This window comes from Gammaproteobacteria bacterium (assembly GCA_009845905.1).
Taxonomy (GTDB): Bacteria; Pseudomonadota; Gammaproteobacteria; order Steroidobacterales; family Foliamicaceae; genus Foliamicus.
Genome location: VXYS01000003.1, coordinates 259,687 through 274,389, shown reverse-complemented (window position 1 = coordinate 274,389; position 14,703 = coordinate 259,687). Strand labels below are relative to the sequence as shown.

Sequence of the window (14,703 nt, the reverse complement as noted above, 5' to 3'; positions counted from 1 at the left end):
ATTATCTTACAAATGCGTGGCGAAGTGGTAAACCTCGGCGCAGGCGAGCGGACCGAAGACGCGCCATTGCTTCAAGTCGGCCAGTTGGTCCGGCTCATTGCGGCCCGCCTCAGGGACGAGTTTGCGGCAGTGAGGGTGGAAGGCGAGATCGCCGATTTCCGGCATGTCCGCGGGCTTCACATGTATTTCAAGCTGAAGGACGAGGATGCGCTGATCGATTGCGCGATGTTTGCCACCGCCAATCGCCGCCTCAACTTCAAGCCGGCCGACGGTCAGCGCGTCATAGTCACCGGCCAGGTGCAGGCCTATACGCCTCGCAGCAGATATCAGATCATAGTCTCGGGCATGCGCGAGACCGGCGTCGGCAAACTGTTGCAGCAGTTCGAGGCGCTCAAGCGCCAGCTCAGGGAAGAGGGGCTGTTCGACGAAGAGCGCAAGCGGTCGATTCCCCTGCTGCCGAACCGAATCGGGCTGGTCAGTTCGCGGGAGAGCGCGGCGGCGCGCGATGTGGTCACGGTGTTGCGCAACCGCTTTCCGGCATTGCCCGTGGCGCTGTACCACACCCAGGTGCAAGGCGCGGGAGCCAGCGAACAGGTTGTCGGGGCCTTGCGAGCCGCGGCGGAGCAAAAGACCTGCGACCTGGTGATTCTGGCGCGCGGCGGTGGCGACCTGGAAGACCTGGCCACGTTCAACGACGAACACCTGGCGCGTTTCATTGCGGCCTATCCCATTCCCCTGATCAGTGGAATCGGGCACGAAACGGACTACACGATCGCGGACTTCGTTGCCGACCGACGGGCGGCAACCCCGTCTCAGGCGGCCGAGATCGCCACGCCGGATGCGGCCGACTGGCTTCGGCGGGTGGAACGCGCCCGGAGCAGTATCGGGGAGGCGGCCGGATCGGTGCTGTCGTGGCGGGGCCGATCGCTGAATCAACTGTCGGGCAGGCTGACCCGCGCCGGACCCCCCGCGCGGCTGATGCAATGCGGTCAGCGCCTCGACGAACTGCACGACCGAATGCGCAGCACGGCAGTGCGGCTGCCGGATTCCGGCGCGCAATCGTTGACGACGCTGCGGGCCCGGCTTCTTGCCGGTTCGCCCCTGACCGTGGCCGGCCGCCACCAGACCCGGCTTGAGTGGCTGGTCCCTCGTCTCGGCGCAGCCGCGCATAGCCTGCTTGCCTCCTCGTACCGGCGGTTGGACGTGGCGCGTTCAGCGCTGCGCGGGCTGGGTCCCCAGAACACGCTGAACCGGGGTTACGCCATCGTGACCGGTCCCGAAGGCCGGGTTCTCACCGATGCTTCTCAGGCGGCTCCGGGGAGCGACATACGGGCGCGACTTGCCCGCGGAACATTGCACGCCCGGGTGCGAAAGTAAACCCCGGGAGCGAGGGCGTGTCACTCGCGGTGTTCCACCTTCGCGGAGGTCGGGACGACGTGTCTCCCAGGCTTGGCGTCACGATTCCTTGTAGGGATTGGACCCCGTGCGCAATTCGATGCGCACCGGCGTGCCCCGTAAACCGAAAGTGGTTCGTACCCGGCGCGCCAGGTAGCGCCGGAAACTGTCCGGCAGGTGTTTCGTCTGCCGCCCGTGAATGACGATCAGCGGCGGCCGTTTGCCTCCCTGATGTGCGTAATTGAGCCGAATCCGGCGTCCGCCTCGTCTGGGCGTCGCGTGTTCTTCCACGGCCCTTCTAAGCACTGCATTGAGTTGCCCGGTGGGCAGGTCCCGGCTGGCCGACTCCACACCCGCAAGCGCGCTGTCGAGCAGCTTCGTAACGCTCCATCCACGCAGGGCGGACACACGGTGCAGATCGGCGAAGTCCAGGAATTTCAGTTGCCGCGCTAATTCGTCGTTCACGCGGGCCCGGTCGGAAGCCGGAACCCGGTCCCATTGATTGGCGCCGATGACCAGCGCTCTGCCCCGGTCCAGCGCCAGCGAGATCAGCCTCAGGTCCTGCTCCGTTGCGCCTTCCCGGGCGTCGAGGAGAACGATGACGGCGTCCGCCTGTTCTATCGCCTGCAACGCCTGCGTTACCGATAACCTCTCGGGCCCTGGATCGACACGCGCGCGGCGCCGGATGCCGGCCGTATCCACCAGCGTGCAGGGCTCGCCGCCGTACTCGAAGTCCAGCGGCACGCTGTCGCGGGTGGTGCCGGCCTGGTCCCGCACCAGCATGCGCTCCTCGCCCAGGTAGCGGTTCACCAGGGTCGATTTGCCGACGTTCGGGCGGCCGATGATCGCTATCCGGGTGCGTCCCTGGTCTGCATCCAGGGTTGCGGCGCCCGCCGGCAGGGCCCCCGCTACCGCTTCCGCGAGCAACGTCACACCGTCGCCGCGAAGTGCCGATATCGCATGAGGATCGGGGATGCCGAGGGCGTGAAACTCCGCCACGCTGATTTCCCGCGGCTGCCCTTCGCTCTTGTTGACGGCCAGGATTACGGCACAGCCGGCCTCGCGCATCCAGCCCGCCGCCGCTTCATCGGCCGGGCAAAGTCCTTGGCGGGAGTCAGTCAGCAGGACGGCGAGATCGCTCTCGGCCAGCGCCCGTTCGAATTGCCCGCGAAGCGCCTCGTCCCAATCGCCGCCCTCGCCGACGCCCGGCGTATCAACCAGGATTACGCGGCGGCCGGCCAGCCTGGCCAGGCAGTGGCGGCGGTCGCGCGTCAGCCCGGGATAATCGGCGACCAGGGCTTCGCGTTTACCGGCAAGCCGATTGAAGAGCGTGGACTTGCCTACGTTGGGCCGCCCGGTAATGGCCACGACCGGCAACATGGACCTGCCCCACCAGGGTCACGAGCCGGCCGCGGAGCGCCAGGCGGTCAGTTCGCCGGATACGGTGAGCGCGAACAGCCTGTCTCCCATCACAAGCGGCTGCGAACCGATGCGGCTGTTCCCCGCTCGGGTGCGCGCCTCCAGCCTTCCGGTGAAAACGTTGAATCCGTGCAGATACCCCTCGAGGTCACCGACCATCACGTGGGCGGCGTACAGCGACGGACGGGAAAGGTCCCGATAGCCGAGCGAATCGGAGCTCCACAGCGGGGTGCCTCCGGTGCGGGCGTGGGCGCTTATCTGCCCGTCTTCGCTGACCGAATACACATTGTTCGCGTCCACCACCAGGCCGTTGTAGCCGGAAAATTCCCGCGACCAAAGCAACTCGCCCGACTCCGCCGCTACCGAGGTCAGCAGTCCGTTGTAGCCTGCGACGTAAACGTCGTTGCCCACCACCTGCACGTCGCCGTTGAGGTCCACCAGACGTTCCAGCTCGTTGCGGCCCGCCGGCGCGGCGAGCGGTACGTCCCACGCCTTGGCGCCGTCGGATTGCTGATAGGCGGTCAGCCGCCCGTTGTCGAACCCGCAGATCACCATCTGCGCCTGCACCACAGGTGCGGACGTACCCCGCAGGCTGAGCCGGGGAACGCTCTGGGAAACCGACCAGAGTTCCTGGCCTGTAGACAGACTGAACGCGTAGAGAAAACCGTGCACCGTGCGCACGAACAACCGGCCGCCGCCGATGGCCGGCGCCGCCAGCACTTCGCCGCTGACATAGGCGCGCCATTCCTCGATGCCGCTGTCCGCATCCAGCACCACGACCCAGCCGCCGGAGGAACCCACGGCGACTACGCCGTCTCCGACAACCGGGCCGGCGGATAGGCTGAGGTCCGTGTCGCGTCGCCAGCGCTGCCTGCCGTTGGCGGCGTCGAAGGCATGAACCACGCCGTCCACGTTGGCCGCGTAGATCCTGGCGCCGTCGCCGTCCAGCCGCAATGCGAGGCGCAATTCATCGCCGCCATCGCCGACCCTTGCGGACCAGACACGCCGAATCCGGAACTGTTCGCTGAATTCCATGAGTTCGCGGGGCTGGCGCGCCTCGCTCTCCTCGTCGCCGCCGAAAATTCCGCAACCACCGACCGCCAGCGAACCCGCGACGAGGATTAGCAGAGTAAGAGCCTTCATGGTTATTCCTTGCCTGCAGGTGCGCTTTCGTCCACCGTGTCCGGCTGAGGCGGCTCAGCTTCGGCGGCGCCGGTCCCCGACAGGTGGTCCAGTTTCAGACGAATCCAGGCTGCATCGATCTGCCCGCTATGTTCCAGCGCCGCCTGGTAAGCGGCGCGCGCCGCCTCCGTCTGCCCCAGCGCCTGGTGCAGGTCGCCCCGCATGTCCTCCGTCAACTGCCGCCAGGCGGGCGAATATACGTCCGAATTCAGCGTTTCCAGACCATCTTCGGGCCGATCCATGTAGAGGTAGACCCGCGCCAGCCGCAAGCGCGCCAATTGCCGCAGGTCGCCGTTTGAAGTCGTTGTGATGACGGCCTGCAACTCCTGCTCCGCCAGGGAAGGCTGCGTCGTATCAACATATTGCTTTGCCATGAGCAGCCGGGCGTGATCCTCATAGCCGCTGCCTTCGTGGTTCGCAATCAGGCTTTCCAGCAGCGTCGCGGCGGAATCCCGGTCGCCGGATTCGATAGCGGCCCGGAAATCCTCATAGAGTTCGGATGCTTCGGCGGCCTGCCGGTCCTGCCGCACCTGCCATTGGGTATACCCGAAGTAGCCGCCGATTCCTATCGCGACGGCCAGAATAGCGGTCGGCGCGTACTCGCGCACCCAGCCCTGCACGCGCGCCGCCTGCTGTTGATCGGTAAGAAAATCATCCATGATCCCGAATTGTACGGTCGGAGCGCCCCCGCAACACGCGCGAAAGTTCCTCGATCGGGACATCCTTTTGTTCGCCTTCCTCGCGCAGGTCCTTCATGCCAACGGTTCCTCCGTCCAGCTCCCTCTCTCCGATGACCAGCGCGTAGCGCGCCCCCGAACGGCTTGCTTGGCGCATCTGGGCCTTGACCTTGCCCCCGCCGCAGTGCATCTGCACGGGCAGGCCGGGGCACTCGTTCCTTAGCTTCTCGGCCAGCTTCAGGCCGGCCTTGCGCACGGCGCCCCCGCCCAGCAGGACCAGGTAAACACCCTCGGCTTCGGCCGAGTCCGGAAGGCGCGCGAGTTCAAGCACGCGTTCGACTCCCATCGCCCATCCGATAGCGGGCGTGGGCGGTCCTCCAAGCTGCTCGACCAAGCCGTCATAGCGGCCCCCGGCGCACACGGCGTTCTGCGCTCCCAGCCGGTCGGTCAGAAACTCGAACACGGTCCTGCTGTAGTAGTCCAGACCCCTGACCAGGCGGGAATTGACGCGGAAATCCAGCCCGATTGCGATCAGCAGAGCTTGCAGCTCGGCGAAGTGATCGGCGGATTCCGGCTCGAGAAACTCGGAAACTTCCGGGGCGCCGCCGATCAGGTCGGCCATGTCCGGGTTGCGGCTGTCGAGAATGCGCAGGGGATTCCTGTCCAGCCGGGCGCGACTGTCCGCGTCCAGCGACTGCATATGATCTCCGAAGTACTCCCTCAGGCGGTCCCGGTACGCCGCACGGCAGCTGGGCCCGCCAAGGCTGTTGAGTTCCAGCGTGATTCCGTCCACTCCCAGCCTGGCGAAGATGCGCGCGGCCAGCGCGATGAGCTCCGCGTCGATGTCGGGCCCCGCGAACCCGATGGCTTCCACGTCGAACTGGTGGAACTGCCTGAGACGCCCGCGCTGCGGCCGTTCCCGGCGGAACATCGGCCCCGCGCACCAGACGCGATGGCGGCCTCGGTGCAGACCATGTTCCAGTGCCGCCCGCACGATGCCGGCGGTCGCTTCCGGACGCAGGCTGATGGTCCGGCCCTTGCTTCCCCGGGTGGTATACATTTCCTTCTGCACGATGTCGGTGTCCTCACCCACCGAGCGAAGGTAAAGTTCGGCGTGCTCCAGGAGCGGAACGCGGAGCTCGCGGTATCCGTGCTCCTCCAACGTTCCGATGACGATTCCCTCGGCGCTGCGCCAAAGAGCGGCGTCCTCGGGAAGAAGATCGCGAACGCCCCGAACCGATTGAACGGACTTTCCCGGCACGCGCCGCCTCCAGTCTGACTTTGGACCTGTTGGCGCCGGTCCGGAATCAGTCCGAGAACCAGCCAAGCACCATGTCGCCCCAGAATTGATAGGCGATCAGGCACAACGCCGTAGCGACCAGGATCCACGTAACCAGCTTCAGCCGACCCCAGCGCTGGACCCGGGAAGGCGCCAGGCCGACTTTGGCGGGAAGGCGGTCCCAATCCGGGTACTTGCGCCGGTAGTCGGATATCAGCTCTTCCGCGTTGATCTTGAGAAGCTTGCAGTAACAGCGCAAATGACCCACAACGTGAGCATGGGCGCCGAACATCTCGATCTGACCTGCCTCCAGTGCGCTCACGGCATCGGTCGACAGCCGAAGCTCCTGGGCGACATCCTCAACCGTGATCATCTGAGCCCGGCGGGCGGATTGCAGCCGCTCGCCGTAGGAACCGGTCGGATTCTGGGTCGTTTCTGCCATCTCAACAATTCTCCTGATCAATTCTGCGCTACTAGCCGCTCCAGCAGCAATTGTGCCTCGACATGAAGGGGATCGATCGCCAGCGCGCGCCGAAACCAATCCTCCGCGCCCTCCCTGTTCAGCGGCAGTTCGCACATGCCAGAGTTCACGTAGACGGCCGCGCGGCGAATTCCGACAGCTTCCCGGGCAGCCCGTTCAAGCAACTTTAGGCCCTCCCGCGGCATTCCGGCCCGGCGGCACTGGAAAACGCCCAGGCTGTTGAGCGCCTCGACATCGCGCGGCGCCAACCGGACCGCGTGCCGGTAATGCAGCCCGGCCCGTTCCTGATCTTCAAGGCGCTCATAGGCCATTCCAAGAACGCGGTGGGCCTCCGATGAATCGGGATCCTGCCGCGTGGCCCGCAGGAGCTTGTCGCGAGCCAGTTCCAGTCGGCCCTGGGCAAGGTACGCCGCGCCCAGTTCGAGGTTCAATGCCGACGCGTCCGGACCGGCATTCAGGCCCGCCTGGCATCCGGCCGTCAGCAGGGCGGCGGCCATGAACCACAGCAGCCTCATGCCCGCGCGCTCATTCCGGCCGGAACGCTCCTGCCGTTCAGCACCGTCCCCCGCAACTGGCCACAGGCAGCGTCGATGTCGTCGCCGCGGGTCTTGCGCGTGATGGTCATGATGCCGGCGTCGAGCAGAACCTGGCGGAAGCGGTCGATCGCGTCGCGTGGCGAACACTTGAACGGGGCGCCTTCGACCCGATTGTAGGGTATGAGATTCAGCTTGGCCGGCCGGTCCCGAAGCAGTTTTGCCAACGCCCTGGCCTGGTGGGGCTGGTCATTGACGCCGTCCAGCATCACGTACTCGAACGTGATTTCACGGCTCTCCGTCTCCCGCGCATAGTTCCAGCAGGCATCGAGCAATGGTCCAATGGGGTAGCGCTTGTTGAGCGGGACCAGGAAGTTGCGCAGTTCGTCGTCCGGCGCATGCAGCGACAGGGCCAGGGCGACGCGGGACACCGCCGCGAGCTTGCGGATACGCGGCGTAATGCCGCTGGTGCTCAGGGTTACGCGTCGCCGAGAGAGTCCCAGGCCCAGGTGATCGACAAACACCGACGCGGCGCGCACGACCTCGCGGAAATTCGCCAACGGCTCCCCCATCCCCATGAACACGATATTGGTGATGGCGTTCTCCCCGTCGTCGAGTTCCCGACGCGCGACCAGGACCTGGGCAACGATTTCGGCGGCGCTCAGGTTCCGGTTGAATCCCATCTGGCCGGTTGCGCAGAACGGGCAGTTGACCGCACAGCCGACCTGCGAGGATACGCAGAGAGAGCCGCGTGTGCGTTCGGGAATGAAGACCGTCTCGATGACCTGCCCGCCGCCCGCGTCCAGCAGCCACTTGCGCGTACCGTCCGCCGAGCGCTCAAGCTTCAGCACGTCCGGAAGGACCAGGCCGGCCGTCCGCCCCAGCGATTCGCGCAGCGTCAGCGTCATGTCCGTCATCCTGCGCGGCTCCAGTTCGCCGCGGTGGTAGAGCCACCGCATGAGTTGGCGGGCGCGGAACGCCGCCTCGCCCCGCGACACGAACCACTCCTCCAGTTCGCCGCGCGGCAAACCCAACAGTGAAACGGCGCCCGCTTCCCTGTTCACTGGAGTCGCGTCACGCCCGCAGGCCGGGCCAGGTGTTGTTTCTCACAACACTTAGTGCGGATGCAGTTCGGCGCCCCGGAAGAAAAAGTCGATTTCTTCTCCGGCCGTCCCGGGGCCGTCCGACCCGTGAACCACATTGCGCTCCACGCTCTCGCCGAAGTCCGCGCGTACCGTTCCCCCGGCGGCATCGGCCGGATTCGTGGCGCCCATCAACTCGCGATTGCGGTCAATCGCATCTTCGCCTTCCAGGACCTGGACCATGATGGGGCCGGAGGTCATGTAGGTCACAAGGTCGTCGTAGAACGGGCGTTCGCAATGCACCCGGTAGAAATCCCGGGCCTGCTGGTCGTCAAGGTGCAGCATTCGGGCGGCAATGATCTTGAGTCCCGCGTCCGCGAACCGCTTGTATATTTCTCCGATCAGGCCGCGCGCAACGCCGTCCGGCTTGATGATCGAAAGGGTGCGCTGACTCATACGGTGAAGCTTTCGCCGCATCCGCATTCGCCGGTCGCGTTAGGATTGGTGAAGACGAACTGCTCGTTCAGGTCCTTCTGCACGAAGTCCACTTCGGTCCCTTCCAGCAGCGGCAGGCTCTCGCGCGCCACGACGATGTTCAGTTCGTTCTGACGCATCACCACGTCGTCCCGTCCCACCTCGTCGGCGTAATCCAGCACGTACGAATACCCGGAGCACCCGGTCTCCGTAACGCCCACCCGCAAGCCGACGCCGCTGCCGCGGCGCTGCAGGTATTCCAGCACCCTGGCTTCGGCGCGAGATGTAAGGCGCAAGCTCATGGTTCTACCTCACAGTCATTCCAGGCAATCAATTATCCCCGCCCCGCAGGCAGGCTTGCAAGGCGTCACGCGCGCGGAGCAGCAGCGAGCGCGCCTCCGGCGGCGGCTTGAGGTCGTCGTTCAGCCGCTTGTTCCATTCGTCCACCGCCAATTGCCGGCCTGCCGATTTCAGCGCCGTCGCGCCGTCGCGGGCGGCGGCTGCCAGTATCGGCGGCCCCAACACGCGAAATGCCGTCTCGATCGCCTCGTTCCGATCCCAGCGCGCCTCCAGGCGTATCCAGTCGCCGACGTTGCGCCGCCCCGCTTCACCCCGGGTGACGTATCCCGGGCCGTCCCCCAAAGCCGGCCGTTCGTCCGACAGAGCGCGCAAACCGGCAACTGCTCTTTCGAATATCGCGCTGACCTGGTCGACCTCCCGCTCGGTGCTGAAGCGCCCCACGCTGAACCGGATCGTGCTCCCGGCCAGAAGCAGGGATCGCCCAAGGCAACGCAGAATGGCGGACGGCTCGTCCTGCGCCCTGGAACAGGCCGACCCCAGCGAGAAAACAACCCCTTCAAGCGCATTCGCCAGGCTGCTGCCTTCGACGTCTTCCACGCTGACGCTGAGGATCCCGGGCGCCAGCTCCGCGCCCGCTCCGTTCCGTACAACGCCCCCGGCTTTACTTAAGCCCCGCCATAACCGCTCGCGCAGCGCGCCTACCCGCAAACCCTCCGACTCCATGGCCTTGCCGGCTATCTCGCAGGCGGTCCCCAACCCGGCGACCTGGTGGGTCGGCAGGGTCCCGGGACGCAGCGAGCGTTGCTGTCCTCCGCCGAAAAACAGCGGTTCGATGCGCGGGATTCGCTCGCGATTGATGCACAAGGCCCCTGCTCCCTTCGGGCCGCATATCTTGTGCGCCGTAAGGGACAGCAGGTCGATGCGCTGCCGGCGCATGTCCAGCGGAAGCTTGCCTGCGCTCTGCGCCGCATCGACATGCAGCCAGGCACCATGCTCCGCGCAGAGACTGCCGAATTCCGCGACATCCTGCACGACGCCGATTTCGTTGTTCACGTGCATCAGCGACACGAGCACGGTGTCGGGGCGCAGGGCGGAGCGCAGGGCCTCGCCCGTGACTACGCCACGCGAATCCGGTTCGAGGCAGGTCACGTCAAAGCCCTCGTTCCGCAATGCCATGCAGGACTTGAGCCCCGCCGGATGCTCGCTCAGGCCGGTTATGACGTGGCGCCCGTGCCGCGATCGATAGCGGGCTGCGCCGATCACTCCCAGCCCGATGGACTCGGTCGCGCCGGAGGTAAAGATGACCTCCTCGCCCGAAAGCCCCACCAGGGCGCCCACCTGCGCCGCCGATTCCGCGATCAGTTTCCCGGCCTCGATCCCGCCTGCGTGCTGCGCGGAAGGGTTTGCGTGAGGCCCGGCCGCGAGCAGTACGCTCATGCCTTCGGCCACGCGAGGATCCACCGGCGCGGAGGCGGCGTAGTCCATGTATATCGGCGCGGCGGGAGGCATCAGTCAATCACGGCGCAATATCGGCAAACGAGGCTTTAGGATACCAACTGGATCGGATTAGAATAGGGTTCCGGGACAGGACAACCAGCGGAGAACCAGCTTGCAGGTTTTCGATCTCGTAGAGCGGGGAGCCAGGGCCGCGAACGAACCGAACCCCGGCGCCGCCATGCACGGCATGCTGAGCGGGTTGCGCGAGCGGCTCGACGACGTTCACGAAGCGCTGGATTTCTGCGGCTGCGGCGAGGAAACGGACACTCCCGACCGCCAGATCTTCTACCGGTCACCCAACCTGTTGATGATGCGCGTCTGCTTCTGCCCCGGCCTGCGCACCCCGCCGCATGATCATGCAACCTGGGCGGCGATCCTGATGCTCAGCGGCAGCGAACGAAACGTCCTGTACCGGCGCTGCGGCCGGCACGGGCTGGCCAGGACGGGGGAAGTGATGCTCAAGCCCGGTTCGATCTTCCGGATGAACGACGATACGATCCACGTGGCGGAATGCGCGACCGACGAGCCGGCCATCGCGCTGCACGTCTATGGCGGCGATCTGGACTACCTTCCTCGGCGCATGTGGCATCCGCATACGCTTGAGGAATTCCCCATGAAGATTGGCCACTACCAGGAATTGTCGGTTATTGCCTCAAACGACTTGCACGCTCCCCTGGCCGGCCCGCCGCTTGCCGCCTCCGCCTGATACCCTGAGAACGCCGTTCCACCGCCCCGCCGGCTCCGGCCGGTATGGGCGCGTATCCCTCAGCAGCGATCCCTCCCTCGTAATTCCCGGTTCCGCACGATGATGCCCCTGCTCAATACCGCGACCGCCGCCGCCCGGCGGGCCGGCGACATGGCCCTGCGCTACGCCGACCGTATCGAGCAGCTGACGGTGCGCAGCAAGAGTCCCAACGAACTCGTGACGGAAGTCGACGAGGCTGCCGAACGGATCATCGTCGAGCACATTCGCACCGGCTACCCCGACCACGCGTTTCTCGGCGAGGAGGGGGGCGCCAGCGGCGCCAGCGAGTACGAGTGGATCATCGACCCGCTCGACGGCACCACCAACTACATCCATCGCTTTCCGGTTTTCTGCGTGTCCCTGGCATTGCGGCGAAGGGGCGAACTGCAGCTCGGCGTGGTCTACGACCCGATGCGGCAGGAAATGTTCACCTGCACGCGCGGAGGAGGAGCGCGGATGAACGAGCGGCGCATACGGGCCAGCCGCCAGGAGACCCTTGCCGGAAGCCTGATCGGAACCGGATTCCCCTATCGCCGCAACCTGCAATGGGTGGACGTCTATATGCGCATGCTGCGCCAGGTGATGCGCCACACCTCCGGAGTGCGGCGTCCCGGCGCGGCGGCGCTGGACCTGGCCTACGTCGCGGCGGGGCGCCTGGACGGCTTCTGGGAATTCGGACTCAAGCCCTGGGACATCGCGGCCGGGGCCCTGCTGATCGAGGAGGCGGGAGGCTGGATTTCGGGACTGGAACCGGACACCGACTGCATGGAGACGGGCCATGTGCTGGCGGGCACGCCCAAGGTGTATGCGGAGCTCAGAAAGCTGTTCGACAAGTCCTTCGGATAACGCTCAGGTCACGGCCCCGTCGTTGGCGGTTTCCTTCTTCGGCGGCAGCAGGTCCACCGTGGTCACATTGAGCGCCAGCGCGGTATTCCCGGCGACGTAAATGGAGGAGTAGGTTCCTACCACGACGCCGATGATCAGGGCCGACGAGAACCCCTTCAGGGCCTCGCCTCCGAACAGGAACAACGCAATCAGGACCAGCAGCGTGGTCAGGCTGGTGATGACGGTGCGGCCGAGCATCTGGTTCACGGACGTGTTCATCACCGCTTGCGCGTCGCTCGTGCGGATTCTTCGGAAATTCTCGCGTATGCGGTCGAACACGACGATCGTGTCGTTGAGGGAATAGCCGATCACGGCCAGCGCCGCCGCAAGAATGGTCAGATCGAACGGCAACCGGAATACCGAGAAGATGCCGAGGATGATGATCACGTCATGCGCCAGCGCCGCCACCGAACCGACGGCGAATTTCCACTGGAAACGGAACATGACGTAAAGCAGGATCATCAGCAAGGCGAAAAGAACCGCCAGGCCGCCGCGCTCGGTCAGTTCCTGGCCCACCTGCGGCCCCACGAACTCGACGCGGCGCAGTTCCACCTGTTCGCCGCCGGCGCGCAGGACGCTCAGCAACTCCTCGCCCACTCCCTCCGCATCGATGTCCTCGCGCGGCGGAATCCGAATCAGCACGTCGCGGGCCGCGCCGAAGTTCTGCACCTGCGCGTCGGCGTAACCGGCGCCCTCCAGGTCCGATCGAATGGCTCCGAGGTCGGCGTCCGCCTGGTAGCCGGCTTCCAGCAGGACGCCGCCGGTGAAATCGATGCCCAGGTTGAGCTGCCGCGTCGCCAGCGAACCCAGGGAAACGAGCACCAGTATCACGGACAGAATCGTGGCGATCCGGCGTTGGCCGAAGAAGTCGATTTCGCGGCGCAGACGCAGCATTTCCATCGCTACACCGCCAGCCTGCTCAGGCGCCGCCTGCCGTAAACGAGATTGACCACCGCCCGGGTTCCCACGATGGCGGTAAACATGGACATCAGGATGCCCAGCGACAGCGTGATCGCGAAACCCTTGATCGGTCCGGTGCCGAAGGTAAACAGCACGATCGCCGCGATGAGCGTGGTGATGTTGGCGTCGGCGATCGTCACCAGGGCCTTCTCGTAGCCGGCCCGGATGCTGGCCTGCGGCGAATTGCCATTGCGCAGCTCCTCGCGGATGCGCTCGAAGATCAGCACGTTGGCGTCCACCGCCATGCCCACCGTCAGAACGATGCCGGCAATCCCGGGGAGCGTCAGCGAGGCCTGCAGCAACGACAGCAACGCCACGATCAGAACCATGTTGGCGGCCAGCGCCATCGTCGCGATCATGCCGAACACGCGGTAATAGACGCTGATAAACAGCACCACCAGCATCAGGCCCACGAGAATGGCGCGCAGGCCCTGGTCGATGTTGTCCTGGCCGAGTGATGGCCCCACGGTTCGCTCCTCGACCTTGAAGATAGGCGCCTCAAGCGCGCCGGCGCGCAACAGCAGCGCCAGGTCGCGCGCCTCCACGACGTTCAGCCCGGTGATCTGGAAGCGGCTGGAGAACACGCCCCGGATAATGGCGTCGCTGATCACCGTTTTCTCTTCCCGCGTTACGGGTTCGCCCCGGTCGTCCCATTCGCGCTTGGTCTCGATGAACAGTACGCCCATCGGACGGTTCAGGTTTTCCTGGGTGGCTTCCAGCATCGCGTCCGCTCCGCGCGCCGCCAGGTTGACGTGCACGGCGGGCTGGCCGTTTTCGTCGAACCCCTGCCGCGCATCCACCAGCTGACCGCCATCGGCGATCACGGCGCGTCGCAGGAGGATCGGCCGCCCGTCCGTGTGATACTGCAACTCGCAGCCCAGAGGCGCGCGCCCCAGCCGGTCGGCCTCCAGTGCGTTCTCTTCGTAGCAGGTGATCCGGAACTCCACGGTGGCGGTGGACCCCAGAATCCGCGAAGCCTGCGCCGGATCCTGCACGCCCGGCAGCTGCACGACGATGCGTCCCAGGCCCTGGCGCTGTACCAGCGGTTCCGCCACCCCCAGTTCGTTCACGCGGTTGCGCAGTATCGTGATGTTCTTGCTGACGGCGTTGTCGCGCAGCTCCCTCAGACGCGCCTCGCCCAGCGTGGCGGTGATCCAGGCCCCTTCACCGTCAAAGCCCGAATCGTATTCGAGATCGGGTTCAATCTCCGTGAGCAGGTCTTCCGACCGTTCCAGGTCCTCGCGGCGGCGCAATTCGACCCGCACGACGCCATCCAGGGGCTGCACCGTGCGCCGGATTCCATCTTCGCGCAGCCGGCGGCTGAAATCGTCGGCGTAGCCCTCGACACGCTTGGTCACGACCGAATCGGTGTCCACCTCGAACAGGAAGTGGACGCCGCCCTGCAGATCCAGCCCGAGGCTCATCGGCCTCAGACCCAGCGCCGCAATCCAGTCCGGCGTTCGGGGCACGAGGTCCAGCGCAAGGATATAACCCGGCCCGAGCTGCTCCACCAGCAGGTCCCTTGCGCTCAACTGCGCTTCCACCGAATCGAACCGGATCAGCAGCGAGTTGCCGCGCGTCCTTGCGCCAAGGATTTCAAAGCCGGCCACGGCCAGCGCCCGGCGGGCGGAGTCGGCCTCCATTTCGCTGATCGCCCCCTGGTCTTCGCGCGAGATCAGCACCGCGGGGTCGTCGCCGTAAATATTCGGCAGCGCAACCAGCCCGCCGCCGACCACGGCGATCAGCACCAGCAGGTTCTTCCATAGAGGATAGCGATTCATGCGCGCAACGGCG

General features: G+C 65.8%; 15 protein-coding genes. 3 read left to right on the top strand and 12 right to left on the bottom strand.

Annotated elements, in window-relative coordinates; genetic code table 11:
• Positions 1-12: 12 nt before the first annotated feature.
• Positions 13-1,377 (top strand): exodeoxyribonuclease VII large subunit, encoded by a 1,365-nt coding sequence (gene xseA / locus F4036_01355; GenBank protein MYK36389.1) that lies wholly within the window; start codon positions 13-15, stop codon positions 1,375-1,377.
• 78 nt (positions 1,378-1,455) lie between these two features.
• On the opposite strand, the gene der is transcribed toward xseA, so the two are convergent.
• Genes der through F4036_01305 form a run of 10 tightly spaced genes read right to left on the bottom strand, consistent with a single transcriptional unit; the run spans position 1,456 to position 10,331 of the window.
• Complete coding sequence (gene der / locus F4036_01350) at positions 1,456-2,775, bottom strand: ribosome biogenesis GTPase Der (GenBank protein ID MYK36388.1); 1,320 nt, start codon at positions 2,773-2,775, stop codon at positions 1,456-1,458.
• An 18-nt stretch (positions 2,776-2,793) separates the two neighbouring features.
• Positions 2,794-3,957 (bottom strand): outer membrane protein assembly factor BamB, encoded by a 1,164-nt coding sequence (gene bamB / locus F4036_01345; GenBank protein ID MYK36387.1) that lies wholly within the window; start codon positions 3,955-3,957, stop codon positions 2,794-2,796.
• 2 nt (positions 3,958-3,959) lie between these two features.
• Positions 3,960-4,718, bottom strand: coding sequence for a tetratricopeptide repeat protein (locus F4036_01340; protein MYK36386.1), 759 nt, complete (start codon positions 4,716-4,718; stop codon positions 3,960-3,962).
• Positions 4,648-5,934 carry a histidine--tRNA ligase gene (gene hisS, locus F4036_01335; protein ID MYK36385.1) on the bottom strand — a complete coding sequence of 429 codons (1,287 nt, stop codon included), beginning with the start codon at positions 5,932-5,934 and terminating at the stop codon, positions 4,648-4,650. Before hisS ends, F4036_01340 begins: the two co-directional genes overlap by 71 nt.
• A gap of 46 nt (positions 5,935-5,980) precedes the next feature.
• The gene (locus F4036_01330) at positions 5,981-6,394 is read right to left on the bottom strand and encodes a helix-turn-helix domain-containing protein (protein MYK36384.1); all 414 of its coding nucleotides are present in this window, start codon (positions 6,392-6,394) and stop codon (positions 5,981-5,983) included.
• Between the two features lie 17 nt (positions 6,395-6,411).
• The gene (locus F4036_01325) at positions 6,412-6,948 is read right to left on the bottom strand and encodes a tetratricopeptide repeat protein (protein ID MYK36383.1); all 537 of its coding nucleotides are present in this window, start codon (positions 6,946-6,948) and stop codon (positions 6,412-6,414) included.
• Positions 6,945-8,030 (bottom strand): 23S rRNA (adenine(2503)-C(2))-methyltransferase RlmN, encoded by a 1,086-nt coding sequence (rlmN, locus tag F4036_01320; protein MYK36382.1) that lies wholly within the window; start codon positions 8,028-8,030, stop codon positions 6,945-6,947. The genes F4036_01325 and rlmN overlap by 4 nt, the downstream gene beginning before the upstream one ends.
• A gap of 51 nt (positions 8,031-8,081) precedes the next feature.
• Positions 8,082-8,504, bottom strand: a complete 423-nt coding sequence (locus F4036_01315) for a nucleoside-diphosphate kinase (protein MYK36381.1) — start codon at positions 8,502-8,504, stop codon at positions 8,082-8,084.
• Positions 8,501-8,824 (bottom strand): iron-sulfur cluster assembly accessory protein, encoded by a 324-nt coding sequence (locus F4036_01310; protein MYK36380.1) that lies wholly within the window; start codon positions 8,822-8,824, stop codon positions 8,501-8,503. The genes F4036_01315 and F4036_01310 overlap by 4 nt, the downstream gene beginning before the upstream one ends.
• 28 nt (positions 8,825-8,852) lie before the next feature.
• Entirely contained in the window at positions 8,853-10,331 is a 1,479-nt protein-coding gene (locus F4036_01305) for a cysteine desulfurase (protein MYK36379.1), read from the bottom strand.
• Positions 10,332-10,431: 100 nt separating this feature from the next.
• Here F4036_01305 and F4036_01300 point away from each other — a divergent pair, with 100 nt between their 5' ends.
• Complete coding sequence (locus tag F4036_01300; GenBank protein ID MYK36378.1) at positions 10,432-11,025, top strand: hypothetical protein; 594 nt, start codon at positions 10,432-10,434, stop codon at positions 11,023-11,025.
• Between the two features lie 99 nt (positions 11,026-11,124).
• On the top strand, positions 11,125-11,910 hold the full coding sequence (locus F4036_01295; GenBank protein MYK36377.1) for an inositol monophosphatase: 786 nt from the start codon (positions 11,125-11,127) through the stop codon (positions 11,908-11,910).
• 3 nt (positions 11,911-11,913) lie between these two features.
• Here F4036_01295 and secF read toward each other — a convergent pair whose 3' ends face one another.
• On the bottom strand, positions 11,914-12,849 hold the full coding sequence (secF, locus tag F4036_01290) for a protein translocase subunit SecF (GenBank protein MYK36376.1): 936 nt from the start codon (positions 12,847-12,849) through the stop codon (positions 11,914-11,916).
• Between the two features lie 2 nt (positions 12,850-12,851).
• Positions 12,852-14,690, bottom strand: coding sequence for a protein translocase subunit SecD (secD, locus tag F4036_01285; protein ID MYK36375.1), 1,839 nt, complete (start codon positions 14,688-14,690; stop codon positions 12,852-12,854).
• Positions 14,691-14,703: the final 13 nt, after the last annotated feature.

Bases quoted from the DNA above. Each gene is read 5' to 3' on its own strand.
- xseA (MYK36389.1), top strand. From the start codon at position 13: ATGCGTGGCGAAGTGGTAAACCTCGGCGCAGGCGAGCGGACCGAAGAC.
- der (MYK36388.1), bottom strand. From the start codon at position 2,775: ATGTTGCCGGTCGTGGCCATTACCGGGCGGCCCAACGTAGGCAAGTCC.
- bamB (MYK36387.1), bottom strand. From the start codon at position 3,957: ATGAAGGCTCTTACTCTGCTAATCCTCGTCGCGGGTTCGCTGGCGGTC.
- F4036_01340 (MYK36386.1), bottom strand. From the start codon at position 4,718: ATGTCCCGATCGAGGAACTTTCGCGCGTGTTGCGGGGGCGCTCCGACC.
- F4036_01330 (MYK36384.1), bottom strand. From the start codon at position 6,394: ATGGCAGAAACGACCCAGAATCCGACCGGTTCCTACGGCGAGCGGCTG.
- F4036_01325 (MYK36383.1), bottom strand. From the start codon at position 6,948: ATGAGGCTGCTGTGGTTCATGGCCGCCGCCCTGCTGACGGCCGGATGC.
- F4036_01315 (MYK36381.1), bottom strand. From the start codon at position 8,504: ATGAGTCAGCGCACCCTTTCGATCATCAAGCCGGACGGCGTTGCGCGC.
- F4036_01310 (MYK36380.1), bottom strand. From the start codon at position 8,824: ATGAGCTTGCGCCTTACATCTCGCGCCGAAGCCAGGGTGCTGGAATAC.
- F4036_01305 (MYK36379.1), bottom strand. From the start codon at position 10,331: ATGCCTCCCGCCGCGCCGATATACATGGACTACGCCGCCTCCGCGCCG.
- F4036_01295 (MYK36377.1), top strand. From the start codon at position 11,125: ATGATGCCCCTGCTCAATACCGCGACCGCCGCCGCCCGGCGGGCCGGC.
- secF (MYK36376.1), bottom strand. From the start codon at position 12,849: ATGGAAATGCTGCGTCTGCGCCGCGAAATCGACTTCTTCGGCCAACGC.
- secD (MYK36375.1), bottom strand. From the start codon at position 14,690: ATGAATCGCTATCCTCTATGGAAGAACCTGCTGGTGCTGATCGCCGTG.